This window comes from Rhodococcus sp. BP-160 (assembly GCF_019836205.1).
Classification (GTDB): Bacteria; Actinomycetota; Actinomycetes; order Mycobacteriales; family Mycobacteriaceae; genus Rhodococcoides.
Map to the genome: position 1 here is coordinate 98,536 of NZ_JABUEK010000001.1, position 18,590 is coordinate 117,125.

Below are 18,590 nucleotides of genomic sequence, written 5' to 3' on the forward strand. Positions count from 1 at the left end.
CCGTCCACCCGTTTGTTCCGGGTGCCGGGTGCGCTACTGCCGGACGTACAGGCGCAGGGTGATGTAGGAGGTGATCGTGGCCATGCCGACGCCGACCAGAAGCAGGATCGGCGAGACCAACAGGACGTCGCTCGTCGTCACCCGAGCCAGGATGTTGGCCTGGTACAGGTCGTCCAGCACCGAGTCGATGAATGCCGCCTTGGCGGTGAACAGTCCGGCGATGGCGAGCACCGCACCCACCAGCGATGCCGCGATGGCCTCGAGCAGGAAGGGCAGCTGCGTGTACCACCGCGTGGCGCCGACAAGGCGCATGATGCCCACCTCGGTCCGACGGGTGAACGCGGCGATCTGCACCATGTTGGCGATCAGCAGGACCGCCGCGACGGCCTGGACCACAGCCACCGCGAACGCGGCGTTGCGGACGCCCGCGAGGACGCTGAACAGCCGGTCGACCAGTTCGCGTTGGTTGAGCACGCTCTGCACACCCGGCCGCGCCCCGAACTCGTCGTTGATCACGCCGAACCGCTCGGGATCGCTGAGCTTCACCTTGAACGACGCGGGGAAGCTCTCGGGTGACACCAGGGACGCCAGCTCCGGCTGATCCTTGAAGACGCGATCGGTCGCGTCGGCGACGGCGTCCTCCCGGTTGAGGTACTGCACCGACACCACGGACGGCGTCGATTCGAGGTCCGTGCGGAGGCCGGCGCAGATACCCGAGGTGCAGTCCGGGTCGGTGGTCGAGATGTCGTCGGTCAGGAAGATCTGGACCTCGACGCGATCCAGGAAGATCTGCTGCGTCTTCCCCGCCATCTGCACGACCAGCAGGCCACCACCGAACAGACCGAGGGAGATGGCGGTGGTCAGCACCATCGCGATGGTCATCGTGATGTTGCGGCGCAGTCCGGTGAGAACTTCGCCGAGAAGGAAACTAGCGCGCACGGTTCACACACTTTCTTCGAGAGGTCGTTGCGCCGAGGCGCGAGGAGGGGACGGAGCCGAGAGCGGGATCTAACGACCCACGCCGTACACCCCTCGTGCCTCGTCGCGGACCACCCGGCCGTTGTCGAGCTCGACGACGCGGCGACGCATCGAGTCGACGATGTGGTTGTCGTGAGTGGCCATGAGGATGGTGGTGCCCGTGCGGTTGATGCGCTCGAGCAGCAACATGATGTCCTGGCTGGTGTCGGGGTCCAGGTTGCCGGTGGGCTCGTCCGCGAGCAGCACGAGCGGCCGGTTCACGAAGGCGCGGGCCACGGCGACTCGCTGCTGCTCACCGCCGGACAGCTCGGACGGGAGACGATCCGCCTTGCCGGACAGGCCGACCAGCTCGAGCACCTCCGGCACCGTCCGCTCGATCACCCCGCGCGGCTTGCCGATCACCTCGAGGGCGAACGCGACGTTCTCCGACACCGACTTGTTCTGCAGCAGGCGGAAGTCCTGGAAGACGCATCCCATGCTCTGCCGCAGCTTCGGCACGCGCCGCCCGGCGAGCTTGTTCACGTGGAAGTCCGCCACCGTGATGTCGCCCGAGGTCGGCATCTCCTCGCGCAAGAGCAGGCGCATGAAGGTCGACTTGCCCGAGCCCGACGGCCCGATGAGGAAGACGAACTCGCCCTTCTCCACCGTCACCGACACCTTGTCCAGCGCGGGTCGAGTCGAGGACTTGTAGGACTTCGAGACGTTCTCCACGCTGATCACGGGTCGCCAGTGTAGCCGCGCGTCCCGACGGTGCCGCTACAGCGACGCGCGGGTCAGTTCGTTCCGCTCGGCAACGGCAGACCGGGGATGGTCGGCAGCTGGAACCCGGGCGCGCGTGTCGTCGTGCCGGTGGTGGTCGTGGGCGCCGGCGCGGTCGTCGTGACACCGTCCTGCGGCGAGGCCGGATCGGTCGTGGTCGGCACGGCCGTCGTGGTCGACCGGAACGTGGTGGTCGTCGGGGCGTAGGTCTCCGCCGGGGGCGGCGCCTCGGACGACGACGGTGCGGGCGGGACGTACACCGGCGAGTTCTCGTTGAGGGTCGGGTCGAAGCGCACGTTGTTCCACAGCACCAGTACTGCCAGGAAGGCGAGCACCATCACCACGGTTGTCGTGCGGAAACGGCCGAGGATGCGCGCCGGTATGCGCGACATCCACCCGGGGCGGAACGTCGATCGCGGAGCGTCCGGATGATCGGTCGCCGGGCTCTCGGGTTCGTTCGAGGTCACTGTTCGCCTCCCACGGGACGGTCGGCGGAGAGTTCGGGCGAGACGGTGATGCCGTCGTTGCGCAGTGTCAGAGCGATGCGCGCGCGGAGCTCACGTCCCACCTCGAACTGCTTTCCCGGCAGGGTGCGGGCGACGAGGCGCAGGTTGACCTGGTCCACCTCGATGCTCTCGACACCCATGACGGTGGGCTCGTCGAGCAGCAACTCGGTGAGCCGACCGTCGCGGTAGGCCTCCTCGCCCACCGACTTCAGCAGCTCGGTGACGCGCGAGAGATCCGCGGACGGCGGCACCGGCACGTCGATGACCGCGCGCGCCCAGTCCTTCGACAGGTTGACCGCCTTGACGATCTGCCCGTTGGGCACGGTGATCACCTCGCCCTCGGCCGACCGCACCCGCGTGACGCGCAGCGTCACGTCCTCGACGGTGCCGATCGCGTCGCCCGCGGTGCCGGTGATCGCGAGCTGGACCACGTCGCCGTACCCGTACTGACGCTCGGTGATGATGAAGAACCCGGACAGGATGTCCTGGACGATGCGCTGGGCACCGAAACCGAGCGCGGCACCGAGCACGGTCGCCGGAGCCACGAGGCTGGTGATCGGGAAGCCGAGGCGCTGCAGGACCCGGATGGCGACCAGCACGTAGATGAGTGCCACGACCACCCAGGTGACGACCTGCGCCACCGAGTGGCGGTGTTTCGCCGCCTCGGTGCGCACGAGCGCGTCGGTCTGCTGGTAGGTCCGGTCGATGCGGCCGGTGATCTTGCCGCCGGCCCACCCCACCGCCCGCGCCGCGAGCATGCCGCCGAGGATCCACAGGATCATCTCGAGGAAGTTGTTCTGGAGCCAGAAGACGAAATCGGGAGGCAGTGGCCAGAAGGCGCTCACCTGTTACTCCTGCTCTGCACGCATACGCCAGCGGATGCCCGACTCGATGAAGCCGTCGATGTCACCGTCGAGCACCGAGGACGGGTTGTTGACCTCGTACTCGGTCCGCAGATCCTTCACCATCTGGTACGGGTGCAGGACGTACGAGCGCATCTGGTTACCCCAGGAGCTGCCGCCGTCGCCCTTGAGGGCGTCCATCTCGGCGCGCTCCTCCTTGCGCTTGACCTCGAGCAGCTTGGCCTGCAGCACGCGCATGGCGGACACCTTGTTCTGCAGCTGCGACTTCTCGTTCTGGCAGGTGACGACGATGCCGGTCGGAATGTGTGTGAGCCGCACGGCGGAGTCGGTGGTGTTGACGGACTGACCACCCGGTCCCGACGAGCGGTACACGTCGACACGGATGTCGTTCTCGGGGATCTCGATGTGATCGGTGGTCTCGACGACCGGCAGCACCTCGACCTCGGCGAAGGACGTCTGGCGGCGACCCTGGTTGTCGAAGGGGCTGATGCGCACGAGACGATGCGTGCCCTGCTCGATCGACAGAGTTCCGTAACTGTAGGGCGCCTTCACCGCGAAGGTGGCGCTCTTGATGCCGGCCTCCTCGGCGTACGAGGTGTCGTAGACCTCCACGCCGTATCCGTGCTTCTCGGCCCAGCGGATGTACATGCGCATCAGCATCTCGGCCCAGTCCGCGGCGTCGATCCCGCCGGCGCCGGACCGGATGTTGACCAGCGCGTCACGCTTGTCGTACTCACCCGACAGCAGGGTCCGCACCTCGAGCAGCTCGACGTCGGTGTGCAGGGAGACGCGCTCGGCGTCCGCCTCCGCGAGCGCCTCGGCGGCGGCCTCGCCCTCTTCCGCCTCGGCGAGCTCGTACAGCACCGGAAGATCGTCGAGCCGCTGGCGCAGCGCCTCGACCCGCCGCAACTCGGTCTGCGCGTGCGACAACGCGCTGGTCACCTGCTGGGCGTGGTCCTGGTCGTTCCACAGCTCGGGGTCGGCAGCCTGGTGTTCGAGCTCGTCGATCCGGCGACGGAGTTCCTCGATGTCGAGCACCGACTCCACGGTCTTGAGGGTGGTGTCGAGTTCGGCGATGTCAGCGGATACGTCAGGATGCACGCGCCCGAGGTTACCGGCAACGACCGACGGGCCCGCACCGCAGTAACGTCCTGTGCCGTGACCGACCTCGCCGACGATCTCACCCTCGCCCTCCGTCTCGCGGACGCGGCCGACGCCATCACCACGGCGCGATTCCTGGCCGTGGACCTGCGCATCGAGGACAAGCCGGATCTCACACCCGTCTCGGACGCGGATCTGGCCGTCGAGACCGAGATCCGGCGGCTGCTCGGTGAGGTCCGACCGGGCGATGCGGTGTTGGGCGAGGAGTTCGGCGGCGACGCCGTCCTCTCCGGGCGTCAGTGGGTGCTCGATCCCATCGACGGCACCAAGAGCTTCGTCCGCGGTGTGCCGATCTGGGCGACGCTGGTCGCGCTGCTCTCCGACGGCGTGCCGGTCGTGGGAGTGGTCAGCGCTCCCGCTCTCGCGCGGCGATGGTGGGCGGCCGACGGGCTGGGAGCGTTCGCACGCTTCGGTGCCGGCGAGCCGCGACGGTTGTCGGTGTCGTCGGTGGCGTCTCCGTCCTCGGCGAGCCTAGGATTCTCCAGCCTCAGCGGGTGGAAGGACGCCGGTCTGCGAGAGAACTTCCTGGATCTGACCGACGAGGTGTGGCGCGTCCGCGGCTACGGCGACTTCCTCTCGTACTGCCTGGTCGCCGAGGGATCGATCGATGTGGCCGCCGAGCCCGAAGTATCACTGTGGGACCTGGCTCCGCTCGACGTGCTGGTACGGGAGGCGGGCGGCCGTTTCACCGCTCTCGACGGTGCGGCGGGGCCGCACGGAGGCAGTGCGGTGGCGTCGAACGCGCTTCTGCACGACGCCGTCCTCGGGCGCCTGACGCGCCGACCTTACTCGACGGTAGACACCGAACTTACCGACGAGTAAGATAGGCTCCGTCCACGACCGAACACCGAGAACAGCTGGGTGATCATGACGAAGAACGACAGCGCCCCCACGACCAAGACCGATGCGTCTCGGCGCCCGGTGCGCGACACGTCAGCGGTCGGGCTCAACCCGATCCGACGCGACGCCATCGGAACCGCGATGCGCGTGCTCACCAAGCTCTCCGGCTCCGACCTGGCCGAGAAGTACAACCTGCGCCAGACGATCGACCGTGTCACGTACGAGAGCACGAAGACCGGCTTCAAGACACTCGGTGCCGCCACCCGGACCTTCTCCAAGGTGTCCGGCGGAGGCAAGCCCGAGCGTCTGCCCGAGTCCTCCACCAAGGGACTCGACTACTTCGACCTGACTCCCGACGACGAGCAGAAGATGATCGTCGAGACGGTACTCGAGTTCGCCGAGGAGATCATGCGCCCCGCAGCGCACGACGCCGACGAGGCCGCGGCATCGCCGGACGACCTCGTCGCTCGCGCCGCCGAACTGGGCATCACCCTCATCAACGTCCCCGAGAACCTCGAGGGCGCGGCCAGTGAGCGCGGCGCCGTCACCAACGCCCTCGTCGCCGAGGCGCTCGCGTACGGGGACATGGGCCTGGCCCTGCCGATCCTCGCCCCCAGCGGCGTGGCGGTGGCGCTCACGCAGTGGGGCACCGAGACTCAGCAGAAGACGTACCTGCCGTCCTTCACGGGTGAGAAGGTGCCCAGTGCCGCTCTCGTCGTGAACGAGCCGCGCGCGCTCTTCGACCCGTTCGCGCTGCAGACCAAGGCAGTCCGCTCCCCCAGCGGCTACAAGCTCACGGGCGTCAAGAGCCTCGTGCCGTCGGCCGCCGCCTGCGAGCTGTTCATCGTCGCCGCCGAACTCGACGGCCGTCCCGCTCTCTTCATCGTCGAGTCGGACAGCGCCGGGTTGAGTGTCGAGGCGGACCCCAGCATGGGTCTGCGTGCAGCGGGCATCGGCCGACTGCATCTCGACGGCGTCGCCGTACCCGAGGCCAACCTGTTGGGCGACGGCGACGCGGACGCCCACGTGTCCGACTACACCGACGCCATCCGGCTCGCGCGTCTCGGCTGGGCGTCCATGGCCGCCGGCACGTCGAAGGCCGTCCTGGACTACGTGGTCCCCTACGTCAACGACCGCACCGCGTTCGGCGAGCCGATCAGCAACCGTCAGGCCGTCGCCTTCATGGTGGCCAACATCGCGATCGAGCTCGACGGTCTGCGCCTGGTCATCCAGCGTGGTGCGTCCCGTGCGGAGCAGGGACTGTCCTTCGCACGCGAGGCCTCGCTCGCCCGACGACTCGCGACGGACAAGGGCATGCAGATCGGCCTCGACGGTGTCCAGCTTCTCGGCGGACACGGTTTCACCAAGGAGCACCCGGTCGAGCGCTGGTACCGCGATCTCCGCGCCGTCGGCGTTGCCGAGGGCATCGTCCTGATCTGATCCGACACCCCACCTTTCGATTGGAACTCTCATGATCAATCTCGAACTTCCTCGCAAGCTCAGGGCGTCGGCCAACCAGGCTCACCAGGTCGCGGCCGAGATCATGCGCCCCGTGTCGCGCAAGTACGACCTGGCTGAGCACGCCTACCCGGTCGAGCTCGACACCATGGCCGCCATGATCGAGGGCATGAGCGACGCCGGCGGTGAGATCGGCGGCGCCAATGGCGGCCGTGAGGCCAAGGGCGACGCTCCGAAGCCGAGCAAGACCGCGAATGCCAACGGCGGCAACATGTCCGCTCTGGTCAACGTCATCGAGACCTGCTGGGGCGACGTGGGTCTGACCCTGTCCATCCCGTACCAGGGCCTCGGCAACTCCGCCATCGCCGCCGTCGCCACCGACGAGCAGCTCGAGCGCTTCGGCAAGGTGTGGGCCTCGATGGCCATCACCGAGCCCTCGTTCGGTTCCGACTCGGCCGCCGTGAGCACCACCGCGGTACTCGACGGTGACGAGTGGGTCCTGAACGGCGAGAAGATCTACGTCACGGCCGGCGAGCGCTCCACGCACATCGTCGTGTGGGCCACCGTCGACAAGACCAAGGGCCGCGCCGCAATCAAGTCCTTCGTCGTCCCGCGGGACGCGCCGGGCCTGTCCGTCGCACGCCTCGAGCACAAGCTGGGAATCAAGGCGTCCGACACCGCAGCCCTGCTCCTCGACAACTGCCGCATCCCGAAGGACAACCTCCTGGGTTCCCCGGACGTCGACACGGACAAGGGCTTCGCCGGCGTCATGCAGACGTTCGACAACACCCGTCCTCTGGTCGCCGGCATGGCCATCGGAGTCGCCCGTGCAGCGCTCGAGGAGCTCCGGTCGATCCTGACCGACGCCGGAGTGGTCATCGATTACGACGCTGCAACCTACAGCCAGTCGGCCGCTGCTGCGGAGTACATCCGGCTCGAGGCCGACTGGGAGGCTGCTTACCTGCTCGCTCTCCGCGCTGCGTGGATGGCGGACAACAAGGAGCCCAACTCGCTGCAGGCGTCGATGTCCAAGGCGAAGGCAGGCCGTAGCGCCACCGACATCACGCTCAAGGCGGTGGAACTGGCCGGCACGCTCGGCTTCTCCGAGCACCTGCTGCTCGAGAAGTGGTCACGCGACTCGAAGATCCTCGACATCTTCGAGGGCACCCAGCAGATCCAGCAGCTGATCGTGGCTCGCCGCGTGCTCGGGAAGACGTCCGCCGAGCTGAAGTGACGGTCACACGACCCTGAGAAAGGCCCGGCACATGTGCCGGGCCTTTCTGCTGTTCTGGCAAGCTGGAACGGACGAAGCACGGCGAACACGAGGGAGACTGCCATGTCGGACTGGGCGAAGAAGATCGAGGACAAAGCCAAGGGCCTCGTCGCGGAGGCCGAGGTGGGCCTCACCCACCTCGAGGGTGCGGACGCCGTCGATCTGGACGAGACGGACGACTCGGGGGACCGTACGGACGCCGGCGGGGACGTCGACGAGAACGACGCGCCCAGCACGGGCATGACGTCGGCGGATCCAGACATCTCTCACTGAGCACCAGGCACCGACGTCGCTCTGATCCGATCGAGTCGACGCCGGTGCCCGCGGCAACGCGAAAGGCCCGACAGTCTGAGACTGTCGGGCCTTTCGTGGTGGTAGCGGGGACAGGATTTGAACCTGCGACCTCTGGGTTATGAGCCCAGCGAGCTACCGAGCTGCTCCACCCCGCGTCAGCATCGAGAACGTTTCGGCTCCGTCTGCGGTGCAAGCTGTACTGCGTTCTTGCTGAACAAGAAGTTACCGGACGGCGTCGGTGAATTGCAAATCGCCTGCTGAGCAACGAGATCGAGCCCCGGAGGGTGACCGCGGTCTCTTTTCACCCGTGTTCCCCCTCACATAACGATGGGGTCACGAGGAGGACACGAGACGGTTGTCATCCGTCATGACCTGCAGAGATGGCACGAACCCACCATCTCGCCCGTTTCCGACCTCGCCAGAGGGCCGGGTGACGGCTCGTGATTGTTTCGTTACCGTCGCGCTCGGCCCGAAACAAGGGCCAGGCCGACCCGCCGCTGGATTCTTCTGCCCCGCGGGATCGGAGACCCGACTCGATGGGGGCAGGGATTCGAGCGAATGCAGGCGTCACTCGCCTGCGCGCTCACGTCGACCAGCGCTGAGAGGATCTACCCCGCATGACCACTGCACGTAACTTCACCACCCGCGCGCTCGGATGGGCCGCCGTCACCGGCGCCGTCGTCGCCGCACCGCTCGTCCTGAGCACCGGAACCGCCTCCGCAGCACCCGCCCACAACTGGGACGGCGTCGCACAGTGCGAGAGCGGCGGCAACTGGGGCATCAACACCGGCAACGGCTACTACGGTGGCCTGCAGTTCTCGCAGAGCACCTGGGCGGCCAACGGCGGCTCCGGCACCGCGTCCAGCGCCTCCAAGGCCGAGCAGATCCGCGTCGCCGAGAACGTTCTCGCGACCCAGGGCGTCGGCGCATGGCCCACCTGCGGCCAGTACCTCTCGTCGGGCACCACGTCGGTCGCCGAGGCGCCCGCGCTGGCACCCGCTCCCGCGCCTGCTGCACCCGCCGCACCGGCACCCGTGCAGTCCGCCGTCGAGCAGGGCGCAGCACTGGCCCAGCAGTACGGCGTCGGCCAGCAGTACCAGGACTTCGTGGCCGCCAACTCCGGCGTCCTCGCGGGCCTCGCTCGCTAGAGCATCCTCTCGAACGTCCGAAGCGGGCGCACCCGATCATCGGGTGCGCCCGCTTCGTCGTGTGCGGGGCGTCTGCTGGGGCCCTGGTGTCCCCGCACCGGCCCCGCGACGCGATCTGCACCCTGTGCTCGGGGCTCACACCCCCTCCAGCAGGCGGGAAGGGGTGCGGGGTGCTGGAATCCGTGCGGGTCGACGCGGCGGCTCCCCCACACCCGGCCACGCCCCGGCCCCGTCGTCGGCGCAGGCGATCCGCACACGTTTCCTTAGCCGCGCACCCCCACCCGCCGGCGACAACGCGTGCGGGGCGCTGGAACCCGTGCGGGTCGACGCAGCGGCTCCCCCGCAACCCGGCTCCCCGATACCAACACTGCCATCCGCACACGTCGCACAAGCCGCACACCCCCACCCGCCGGCGGCAACGCGTGCGGGGCGCTGGAACCCGCGCGCAACGACCCGAACACAACGACCCGCGCTCACGACGAAGCCCCGCCACTCGTGACGAGTGACGGGGCTTCGGTCGTGACTACCGGGCCGACTATCCCCCGGTGCTGTTGTACTGGTCGATCGCGCGCTGCAGGTTGTCGAACGCGGTACCGAGCTGGGCGAAGTCACCCGACTGCTGCGCGGTCCGCACTGCTGCCAGCGCACTGTTGAGGTTGTTCACCGCCGCCGTCCGGTCGACGGGCGTAGCGGGTGCGGCCGACGTGGACGGAGGCGTGGTGGCAGACCCCTCGGTGGGTGCCGGGGTGGTGCCGGTCGACGAGCCGTTGTCCGGCTGCGGCTCTGTCGCCTCACCGCCCGGCGCGGTCGCCACGCTGCCCGTACCGGAACCGAACACCTGGTCCAGTGCCTCGGCCAGCGTCGCCGCGTACCCGACGCGGACACCGCCGCCTGCACCCGGCTCGCGATAGCTCACGAGTACGCGAGACAACTGCGGGAACGTGGAGGTGTTCGTCGTGTTGCGCTCGGTGTACAGCGGCTCGACGTACAGGATTCCGCCGTTGGCGATGGGCAGTGTCAGCAGGTTGCCGTATTGGATCCTGTTGGACTGCTGCAGCAGCGTTCGGTCCGACGCCACACGGGTGTCCGACGTCATCGAGTTCTGCGCCTGCTGCGGACCCTGAGTCTGCGTGTCGGTGGGCAACTGCAGCACCGTGAACTCGCCGTAACCTTCCGGATCGGAGCGCACGGAGATGTACGCGGACAACAGCTCTCGGTTGAAGCCCACCATCGCACTGGTCAACCTGAACGACGGCTGGCCCGTGTCCGGATCACCGATCAGGACGTAGTACGGCGGCTGGTTGAGGTTGGTGCCACCCTCGACGGTCGGGTCACTGGGAACCGACCAGAACGCGTTGTTGGTGAAGAACTCGCCGGGATCGTTGACGTGGTACTTGGCGAGCATCTCGCGCTGGACCTTGAACAGGTCCTCGGGGTAGCGGAAGTGCTGACGCAGTTCGTCGGAGATCGCCGACTCGGGCTGGACCGCACCCGGGAACGCGCCCATCCACGCGGCGAGGACGGGATCGTTGTCGTCCACCTGGTACAGGTTCACGGACCCGTCGTAGGCGTCGACGGTGGCCTTGACCGAGTTGCGGATGTAGGACACCTCGTCACGCGGAAGCAGTCGACCGGTGTTGGCGTCGATGCTGTCTTGCACCAGTCCCTCGAGCGAACTGCGCTGCGCGTAGGGGTACTGGTCCAGCGTGGTGTACGCGTCGACGATCCAGACGATCTTTCCACCGACCACGGCCGGGTAGGAGTTGCCGTCCGCGGTCAGCCACGGTGCGACCTTCTGCACGCGCTCACGAGGATCGCGGTTGAAGATGATCTTCGAGTCGTCGCCGATGGCGCCCGAGAAGAGGATGTTGCGTTCGGTGTACTTCGCCGCGAACGCCAACCGGTTGAACCAGTTGCCGATGCCGACGCCACCCGAACCGGTGTAGGTGTAGCGCGAGGTGTCGGTGTCGTACTCGCGGCCGTCCGAGCCTTCGCTGCCACCGACGATGGCGTAGTCGGGGTTGGACGACGCGATGACCTCGCCGTAGTAGATGCGGGGCTGCTCCACCGGAATGACCTGGTCGTCCGCGGCCTGCGACGCGAGGTCGCTGACGGTGTAGATCGGGTACCCGGAGTTGCTGTTCGACTCGGTGCTCGTCGCGTCCTGCACGGCGGCGTTCACGCGGTTGGCCGGGGCCGCCACGAAACCGTTGCCGTGCGTGTACACCGTGTGCCGGTTGATCCAGTCGGTCTGGTTACCGGTGAGGCTGTTGGGGGACAGCTCACGCGCCGCGACGATGTAGTCCTGGAGCTGCCCGTCGATCTCGTAGCGGTCGACGTCCAACGTGGACGGGAACCCGTAGAAGTTCTTGAGCTGCTGCTGCTGGGTGAAGGTGCGCGAGAGCACGTTCGGATCGAGCAGACGGGTGTTGGCGATGGTGGTCTGGTCCGCGGGGACGTCCCGAGGCGATGCGGAACCGACGCCCGTGTAGTCCTCGTAGGTCACGGTGTCGTCCGTGATGCCGTAGGCGGCTCGGGTGGCCTCGATGTTCCGTTCGATGTACGCCCGCTCCTTGTCTGCAGCGTTGGGGCGCACCGAGAACTGCTCGACGACCAACGGCCAGACGGCGCCGACGAGAATCGACGACAGGACGAGAAGTGCGGTGGCGAGTGCCGGGATCCGCAGATCGCGCAGGAAGATCGCCGCGAAGAAGGCACCCGCACAGATGACAGCGATGGCCAGCAGGATGAGCTTCGCGGGCAGGACGGCGTTGATGTCGGTGAAGCCGGGGCCCGTGAACGTGGGCTCCTTACGGCTGCTCGACAACAGTGCGTAACGATCGAACCAGTACGCCACCGCCTTGAGGACGACGAAGGTGCCGGCGAGCACGGCCAACTGGATGCGCGCCGACTTGGTCAGCGCACCCTCGCGGCCGCTGAGGCGCAGGCCGCCGAAGATGTAGTGCGTGACCAGCGCCGCGAAGAAGGCGATGACGACGGCGACGAAGAGCCAGTTGAGGATCGACCGGTAGAACGGTAGATCGAAGGCGTAGAAGCCGACGTCCAGGTTGAACTGCGGATCCTGCACGCCGAAGGAACCACCGTGCAGGAACATCTGCACCGTGACCCAGTTGCCCTGTGCGACAAGGCCGGAGAGCAGGCCGATGACGACCGGGATGCCGATACCGAACACGCGCAGACGCGACATGACGGTGGTGCGGTAGCGAGCGATGGGATCGTTCGGTCCGGCCGTGGGCACGAAGACCGGACGCGACCGGTAGGCGACGGTGAGTGCACCGAACACCGTGCCGCCCACCAACAGAGCGACGACGAGGAACGTGATCACGCGAGTGAGGAGCACCGTCGTGAAGACGTTGCGGAAGCCGACCTCCCCGAACCACAACCAGTCCGTGTACGTGTCCACCAACCGGGGACCGATGAGCAACAGCGCGGCCAGAACCAACGCCAGGACCAGTAACGTACGGCTCCGTCTCGACAACGACGGTAAACCGGTTGGGGGCCTCATGCCCACGTGCCACACTCCAAGATCTCGCGCGCCGTCGCCTCGTGACACCACCGTGACGACACCACATGTCCGTTTTCGACCACTGTACGGACACCCTCGAACGCGGAGTGTCCCGCCGTGGCGACGTCCACGACTCTAGCCCTCGATGCGAGGATGGAGCGGTGAGTGACAACGAGGATGCATCGTGACCGGGAGCGAGTGGTTCGATCCCGAATCCGGGGACGCCCGCGCCGAACGCGCCCTCGCCCGCTGTGTGCGCGAGGTCGTCGACTACGTGGACGCCGGCGGGTGGGACCAGGGGCCTCAGTTGTTCGCGTTGGTCCCGACCGAGGATCTGGCGGCCGCGGAGCCCAGCCTGCTCGACCAGCTCGAGGACGGCGCCGACCTGACCCCTGTCGCCCAGGAGCGGCTGCCCGCCGACGTCGCGGGCGGATCGCACGCGCTCGACGAGTTCCTCGGCACGACCACCTGGCCGGCCTCGGTCGCCGGGTGCGCACTGGTCGAGGAAATCGTCGTTCTGCCGCCCGAGGCCGAATCGGATCTCGACAGCGCCCTCGCTCCGCTCCTGGCGGATCGCGACGCGGCGGACCAGGCCGCGCGCCTCACGGCCGAGGAGCACCCCGACCGGCGCGACGGGCGGCTCATCGTCGCCGTACTTCGGGACGGTCCGTCCATCGCCCTGCTGCAGCTGCGTCCCGAGAACGAGGACGACAGCAGTTTCGACGAGGCGCCGGAGCTACTGACCTACGAGAACCTGGCACCGAACGTCGTCGCGGCGCTGCACGCCACGCTCGACGCGGATCCCGAGGACGAGGACTACTAGCGTTCGCACCCGGATCGTCACGAGCAGGACGGGGCGTCTCCCCCACCGGCCAGCGCGTCGAGCGACCCGATCGCATCGTCCAGGCTCGTAACCTTCACCAGGCGTAGCCCCTCCGGCGTCCGCGGCGCCGCCTCGGCGCAGTTGTCCGCGGGAACGAGGAAGATCGTCGCGCCGGCCTCGCGTGCGGCGACCAACTTGTACGGGATGCCGCCGATGGGACCCACCGCGCCGTCGGCGTCGATCGTTCCTGTGCCGGCGACGAAGGCACCGCCGCTGAGGTCGCCGGGACTGAGCTTGTCCACCACCGCCAGCGAGAACATCAGTCCGGCGGACGGGCCGCCGACGTCGGCGAGATTGAACTCCACGGTGAACGGCACGTCCGGTGTCTCCTCCGGGGTGATGCCGAGATAGCCGCGCTCGGCGTCGTCCGGACGGGCGGCGACGGTGACGTTCTCCGTCGTCGTCGCGCCGTCCCGCGTGACGTCCACCGAGATGGTCGTGCCGGGATTCACGGCACCGACAGCCTTCTGGACGTCGGCCACAGTGGACACGGGCACGCCGTCGATCGCGGTCACCCGGTCACCCTCCTCGAGGACGCCCGCCGCGGGACTGTCGTCGCCGATCTGCGCGACCGTGAGCACCGTGGGCAGTCCGAGGTGATCCAGGGCTGCGAGTTCCGCACTGTCCTCGGATTCCGCGAAGTCGGCCTGGTTGGCGTTCTCGACCTCTTCTCGGCTGCGATCGGGCGGGTAAATCTCGTCGCGCGGGACCAACCCCTGCCTGCCGCTGAGCCAGAGGCCGAGAGCGTCGAACACCGTCAACTCGTCCCGCACCGCCACGGTCGTCATGTTCAGGTGGCCGGACGGCCGATCGACGTCGGTGCCCTGGACGTCCACGACGGGCTTGCCGTCCACCTCACCGAGTGTGTCGAACGTCGGTCCGGGCCCGAGGGCCGCGAACGGAACGGTGACCGCAGATCCCAGAACTCCGAGGACGACCACCGGCAACAGAGCGACCAGGAGCGTCGCGATCCTTCGATTCACGTCACCACAGTAGAGAACGACACCGTCAACGCTGTCGGGGAGACGCGTCGACGTCGCCCGCGGCGTCGCTGTGTTCGCGCTCGGCGCACTCGGCATCGCCGCCGAACCCGTGTTCGGCTTGTACCGTTGAACCATGACCAACACGCCTTTCGGATTCTCCAATTCCGACGACGACCCGGACAAGAACGAGGGGTCGAGCGGCGGCTCCGGCACGCCCGGAGGTGGTGCCGGCGGATTCGGTTTCGGCGCCGAGGGTTTCGATCCGGCGGCGCTCGGCCAGATGTTCACGCAGATGGGTCAGATGTTCAGCGGGATGGGATCCGGTGCCACGTCCGGACCGGTGAACTACGACCTGGCGAAGAAGCTGGCCCTCCAGCAGATCGGGTCGACCACCCCCGTGCGGGAGGGATCGAAGTCCGCCGTCGTCGACGCGGCGCACCTGGCGGAGCAGTGGCTGAACGAGGCCACCATCCTCCCGGCCGGCGCGGTGCGCACCGAGGCGTGGACTCCGCAGGAATGGTTGGACAACACGCTCGACACGTGGAAGCGGTTGTGCGATCCCGTCGCCGAGCAGATCTCCGGCATGTGGACCTCCGCGTTGCCGCCGGAGGCGCAACAGATGGTCGGTCCGATGATCGGCATGCTCGGTCAGATGGGCGGCATGGCGTTCGGCTCACAGCTGGGCCAGGCATTGGGCCAGCTGGCCAAGGAGGTCCTCACCTCGACCGACATCGGCCTGCCGCTCGGCCCGTCGGACACTGCGGCGCTGCTTCCCGACGCCGTCGCGGTGTTCAGCGAGGGCACCGAACTGCCCGAGCGCGAGGTGCTCGTGTTCCTCGCCGCGCGCGAGGTCGCCCACCACCGTCTCTACTCGCACGTGCCGTGGCTGCGTCAGCGCGTTCTGGCCACCGTCGAGGAGTACGCGCGCGGCATCCGGATGGACTTCGGTGCCATCGAGGAAGCGGCCCGCGGTATCGATCCGTCCGCGCTCACCGACCCGAGCCAGCTGGAGAAGATCCTGCAGCAGGGTGCGTTCGAGCCGCAGACGACCCCGGAGCAGAAGGCGGCCCTGGAGCGCCTCGAGACACTGCTGGCCCTCGTCGAGGGGTGGGTGGACACGGTGGTGACCACCGCTCTGGGCGAGCGGCTGCCGGGAGCGTCCGCGCTGTCGGAGACGATGCGGCGCCGTCGCGCGTCCGGCGGCCCGGCCGAGCAGACCTTCGCGACGCTCATCGGCCTCGAATTGCGGCCGCGCAAGGTGCGTGAAGCAGCCGATCTGTGGCGTCGACTGACCGACGCTGCAGGTATCGACGGCCGCGACGGTGTGTGGGCCCACCCCGATCTGCTGCCCGACACCGCGGACCTCGACGACTCGTCGTCCTTCATCGATCGCATCGTGGGCGGGGACACCGGGTCCTTCGACGACCCCATCGCGCAGCTCGAGGAGTTCGAGCGCAAGCGCGCGGCCGAGAAGAAGGCCGAGGGAGACGACGAGGGCCCCGCCCCCGTCTGATTCCGCCGACCTGGGACTTCCCGGCGCCCGCGTGACTGCGTCGCAGCTCTGAGCGTCGTACGCCTGTGGACAAACGGCGCGAGACACCCCCGTCCGCAGTGTGGGGCGTGCCATCGTCTGCGGATGACGGAGACACGCCACGCGAGCTCGCCCGAGATCGCCCGCACGCGCGCCGACCGGGACGGCCTCCCGCACCTGGCCGAGTCGGTCACGCTCCTCGTGCGCCGAGACGGTCGGCTGCAGGTCGGCTGGCATCCCGAGCGCCGGGTGGTCCTCACCCCGCCGGACGGCGTGACGCCGGCCGTCATGGCCTCGGTGCTGCGTCTCCTGGACGGACGACGGTCGATACCCGACGTGTACTGGCGTGCAGCCGAACTCGGCGTGGACGCGGCAGTGCTCACCGCGGTGCAGGCCGAACTCGAACGACTGGGCGTGCTCGGACGTCGTCGTCCGCGGTCGTCCGCCGTCCGCACGGTCCTCGTTCTGGGACGCGGTCCCCTGTCGGATGCGGTGTCCATCGGGTTGTCCCCGACGGGCCGCGTCCAGCGCCGGCACGTGTCGCTCCCCCACAGACACGCGGACGTCGACTGCGTGGTCGTGGCGGACACCGTGCTCTGTGCCCCCGAGGTCTCCCGGGTGCTCATGGACGACGGCATCCCGCACCTTCCCGTGCGGCTGCGCGACGGCGTCGGCGTGGTGGGACCGCTAGTCCTTCCCGGACACACGCCCTGCCTCGAGTGCGTCGAGCTGACGCGGTGCGACTACGACCGGGAGTGGCCGCACCTCGCCGCGCAGCTCCTCGGCACCGTCGGGTCCGCGAGCGGCGCCACCATCGCCGCCACCGCGGCGTTCGCGGTCGCGCAGGTCACCGAGTTCCTCGACGCACACGCGGACTCGCCCGCACCGATGACCGTCGGGCACAGCCTGGAGGTGGACCTCGTCGCCGCGGCCACCCGCCGTCGACGATGGCCGCGTCACCTGTTGTGCACCTGCGCTCGTCGGTGACGGACGGTGTGACGTGTCACGGATGCGCGGCCGGGTCTCGACCGGTCGCGGCGCGTCGGCCGATCGTCAGACATGATGGAGTCATGCCCGACATCCCCCGCAGCAGTTCCGCCCGGACAGCCAAGCTGGCCAGCATCCCCCTCGGGATGGCAGGCCGCGCAGCGATGGGCTTCGGACGCAAACTCGCGGGCGGAAATCGTGCGGAGATCGACGCCGAACTCAGCGCCAAGGCCGCCCAGCAGATGTTCGCCGTCCTCGGCGAACTCAAGGGCGGAGCGATGAAGTTGGGTCAGGCTCTCAGCGTCATGGAGGCGGCCGTACCCGAGGAGATGGCAGAGCCCTACCGCGAGGCGCTGACCAAGCTGCAGGCCGAGGCGCCCCCGATGCCGATCGCGACGGTCCATCGGGTGATGGATCAACAGCTCGGCACCGGGTGGCGCTCGCGCATCTCCGACTTCGACGACACGGCCACCGCGTCGGCCTCCATCGGGCAGGTGCACAGAGCGACTTGGTCCGACGGTCGCGACGTGGCGGTCAAGATCCAGTACCCGGGTGCGGACGAGGCGCTGAAGGCCGACCTCAAGACGCTGTCGCGTTTCGTCGGCATCCTCGGCACCATCGTGCCGGGAACCGACGTGAAGGCCGTCCTCGACGAGATGTCGGCGCGCACGGAGGAGGAACTCGACTACCGGATCGAAGGCGAGAACCAGCGTGCGTTCGCCGCGGTCTACGACGGGGACGAAAGATTCGCCGTGCCTCGTGTCGTGGCGAGTGCTCCCAAGGTGGTCATCACGGAGTGGATGGAAGGAACGTCCCTCTCCTCCGTCATCGCCACCGGAACCGCGGAGCAGCGCAACACCGCCGGCGAGAACCTGGCCCGCTTCCACTTCGAATCGGCGGAGCGCGTCCGCCGCATCCACGGCGATCCGCACCCCGGCAACTTCAAGTTGCTCGCCGACGGCAGGCTCGGCGTCATCGACTTCGGTGCGTGCCTCACTCTCCCCGACGGTCTGCCCCCGGAACTCGGTCGGATGGTGCGACTCTCGCGCGACGAGGAGTTCGACGAGCTGACGGAACTGCTGCGCGAGACGGGATTCGTGATTCCCGGCCGCGAGGTCACCGAGCAGGAGATCGCCGACTATCTCCGCCCCTTCACCGATCCGATCAAGACCGAGTCGTTCCACTTCACTCGAAAGTGGCTGCAGGGCACGGCAGGCAAGGCCGCGGACTTCAACGGTCCGCAGTTCCGTACGGCCCGGTCCCTCAATCTGCCGCCGCGGTACGCGGTGATCTTCCGCGTTCTCCTGGGATCGGTGGGCATCTGCGCCCAGCTCGACGCGAATGCTCCGTACATGGCGATTCTCACCGAGTGGATGCCCGGGTTCGCCGAGTAGCCGGGC

16 protein-coding genes and 1 tRNA gene are annotated in these 18,590 nt (G+C 68.2%); 9 read left to right on the forward strand and 8 right to left on the reverse strand.

Annotation, left to right across the window (positions count from 1 at the left end):
* Positions 1-33: 33 nt before the first annotated feature.
* From ftsX to prfB, 5 genes are all read right to left on the reverse strand, one after another.
* Positions 34-939 carry a permease-like cell division protein FtsX gene (gene ftsX / locus HQ306_RS00465; protein WP_027506812.1) on the reverse strand — a complete coding sequence of 302 codons (906 nt, stop codon included), beginning with the start codon at positions 937-939 and terminating at the stop codon, positions 34-36.
* 69 nt (positions 940-1,008) lie between these two features.
* Positions 1,009-1,698 carry a cell division ATP-binding protein FtsE gene (ftsE, locus tag HQ306_RS00470; RefSeq protein ID WP_222627068.1) on the reverse strand — a complete coding sequence of 230 codons (690 nt, stop codon included), beginning with the start codon at positions 1,696-1,698 and terminating at the stop codon, positions 1,009-1,011.
* Positions 1,699-1,751: 53 nt separating this feature from the next.
* Complete coding sequence (locus HQ306_RS00475) at positions 1,752-2,204, reverse strand: hypothetical protein (RefSeq protein ID WP_222627069.1); 453 nt, start codon at positions 2,202-2,204, stop codon at positions 1,752-1,754.
* Positions 2,201-3,025, reverse strand: a complete 825-nt coding sequence (locus tag HQ306_RS00480; protein WP_081821432.1) for a mechanosensitive ion channel family protein — start codon at positions 3,023-3,025, stop codon at positions 2,201-2,203. Before HQ306_RS00480 ends, HQ306_RS00475 begins: the two co-directional genes overlap by 4 nt.
* A gap of 66 nt (positions 3,026-3,091) precedes the next feature.
* Positions 3,092-4,207, reverse strand: a complete 1,116-nt coding sequence (gene prfB, locus HQ306_RS00485) for a peptide chain release factor 2 (RefSeq protein ID WP_027506816.1) — start codon at positions 4,205-4,207, stop codon at positions 3,092-3,094.
* Between the two features lie 57 nt (positions 4,208-4,264).
* On the opposite strand from prfB, the gene HQ306_RS00490 reads away from it, so the two are divergent.
* From HQ306_RS00490 to HQ306_RS00505, 4 genes are all read left to right on the forward strand, one after another.
* A complete protein-coding gene (locus HQ306_RS00490; RefSeq protein WP_222627070.1) occupies positions 4,265-5,089 on the forward strand; it encodes an inositol monophosphatase family protein in 825 nt (274 codons plus the stop codon).
* Between the two features lie 39 nt (positions 5,090-5,128).
* On the forward strand, positions 5,129-6,547 hold the full coding sequence (locus tag HQ306_RS00495) for an acyl-CoA dehydrogenase family protein (protein WP_027506817.1): 1,419 nt from the start codon (positions 5,129-5,131) through the stop codon (positions 6,545-6,547).
* A gap of 31 nt (positions 6,548-6,578) precedes the next feature.
* Entirely contained in the window at positions 6,579-7,799 is a 1,221-nt protein-coding gene (locus HQ306_RS00500; RefSeq protein WP_222627071.1) for an acyl-CoA dehydrogenase family protein, read from the forward strand.
* 102 nt (positions 7,800-7,901) lie between these two features.
* Positions 7,902-8,111, forward strand: coding sequence for a hypothetical protein (locus HQ306_RS00505; protein WP_037186691.1), 210 nt, complete (start codon positions 7,902-7,904; stop codon positions 8,109-8,111).
* 99 nt (positions 8,112-8,210) lie between these two features.
* Here the strand turns inward: HQ306_RS00505 and HQ306_RS00510 are convergent.
* Positions 8,211-8,287: transfer RNA gene (locus tag HQ306_RS00510), tRNA-Met, on the reverse strand.
* Positions 8,288-8,749: 462 nt separating this feature from the next.
* Between HQ306_RS00510 and HQ306_RS00515 the strand changes: the two genes are divergently transcribed.
* Complete coding sequence (locus HQ306_RS00515; protein ID WP_222627072.1) at positions 8,750-9,280, forward strand: transglycosylase family protein; 531 nt, start codon at positions 8,750-8,752, stop codon at positions 9,278-9,280.
* Between the two features lie 535 nt (positions 9,281-9,815).
* On the opposite strand, the gene HQ306_RS00520 is transcribed toward HQ306_RS00515, so the two are convergent.
* On the reverse strand, positions 9,816-12,812 hold the full coding sequence (locus HQ306_RS00520; protein ID WP_222627073.1) for a UPF0182 family protein: 2,997 nt from the start codon (positions 12,810-12,812) through the stop codon (positions 9,816-9,818).
* A 178-nt stretch (positions 12,813-12,990) separates the two neighbouring features.
* Here HQ306_RS00520 and HQ306_RS00525 point away from each other — a divergent pair, with 178 nt between their 5' ends.
* Positions 12,991-13,629, forward strand: a complete 639-nt coding sequence (locus HQ306_RS00525; protein WP_231476446.1) for a PPA1309 family protein — start codon at positions 12,991-12,993, stop codon at positions 13,627-13,629.
* A 17-nt stretch (positions 13,630-13,646) separates the two neighbouring features.
* Here HQ306_RS00525 and HQ306_RS00530 read toward each other — a convergent pair whose 3' ends face one another.
* Positions 13,647-14,672, reverse strand: coding sequence for a PDZ domain-containing protein (locus tag HQ306_RS00530; protein WP_222627075.1), 1,026 nt, complete (start codon positions 14,670-14,672; stop codon positions 13,647-13,649).
* Positions 14,673-14,805: 133 nt separating this feature from the next.
* Here HQ306_RS00530 and HQ306_RS00535 point away from each other — a divergent pair, with 133 nt between their 5' ends.
* The 3 genes from HQ306_RS00535 to HQ306_RS00545 all read left to right on the forward strand — a co-directional run bounded on the left by HQ306_RS00535 (position 14,806) and on the right by HQ306_RS00545 (position 18,584).
* Positions 14,806-16,185: a zinc-dependent metalloprotease gene (locus tag HQ306_RS00535; RefSeq protein WP_027506823.1), complete on the forward strand. Its 1,380-nt coding sequence runs from the start codon at positions 14,806-14,808 to the stop codon at positions 16,183-16,185.
* A 123-nt stretch (positions 16,186-16,308) separates the two neighbouring features.
* Positions 16,309-17,190, forward strand: a complete 882-nt coding sequence (locus HQ306_RS00540; protein ID WP_222627077.1) for a hypothetical protein — start codon at positions 16,309-16,311, stop codon at positions 17,188-17,190.
* 83 nt (positions 17,191-17,273) lie between these two features.
* Positions 17,274-18,584 carry an AarF/ABC1/UbiB kinase family protein gene (locus HQ306_RS00545; RefSeq protein ID WP_027506825.1) on the forward strand — a complete coding sequence of 437 codons (1,311 nt, stop codon included), beginning with the start codon at positions 17,274-17,276 and terminating at the stop codon, positions 18,582-18,584.
* Positions 18,585-18,590: the final 6 nt, after the last annotated feature.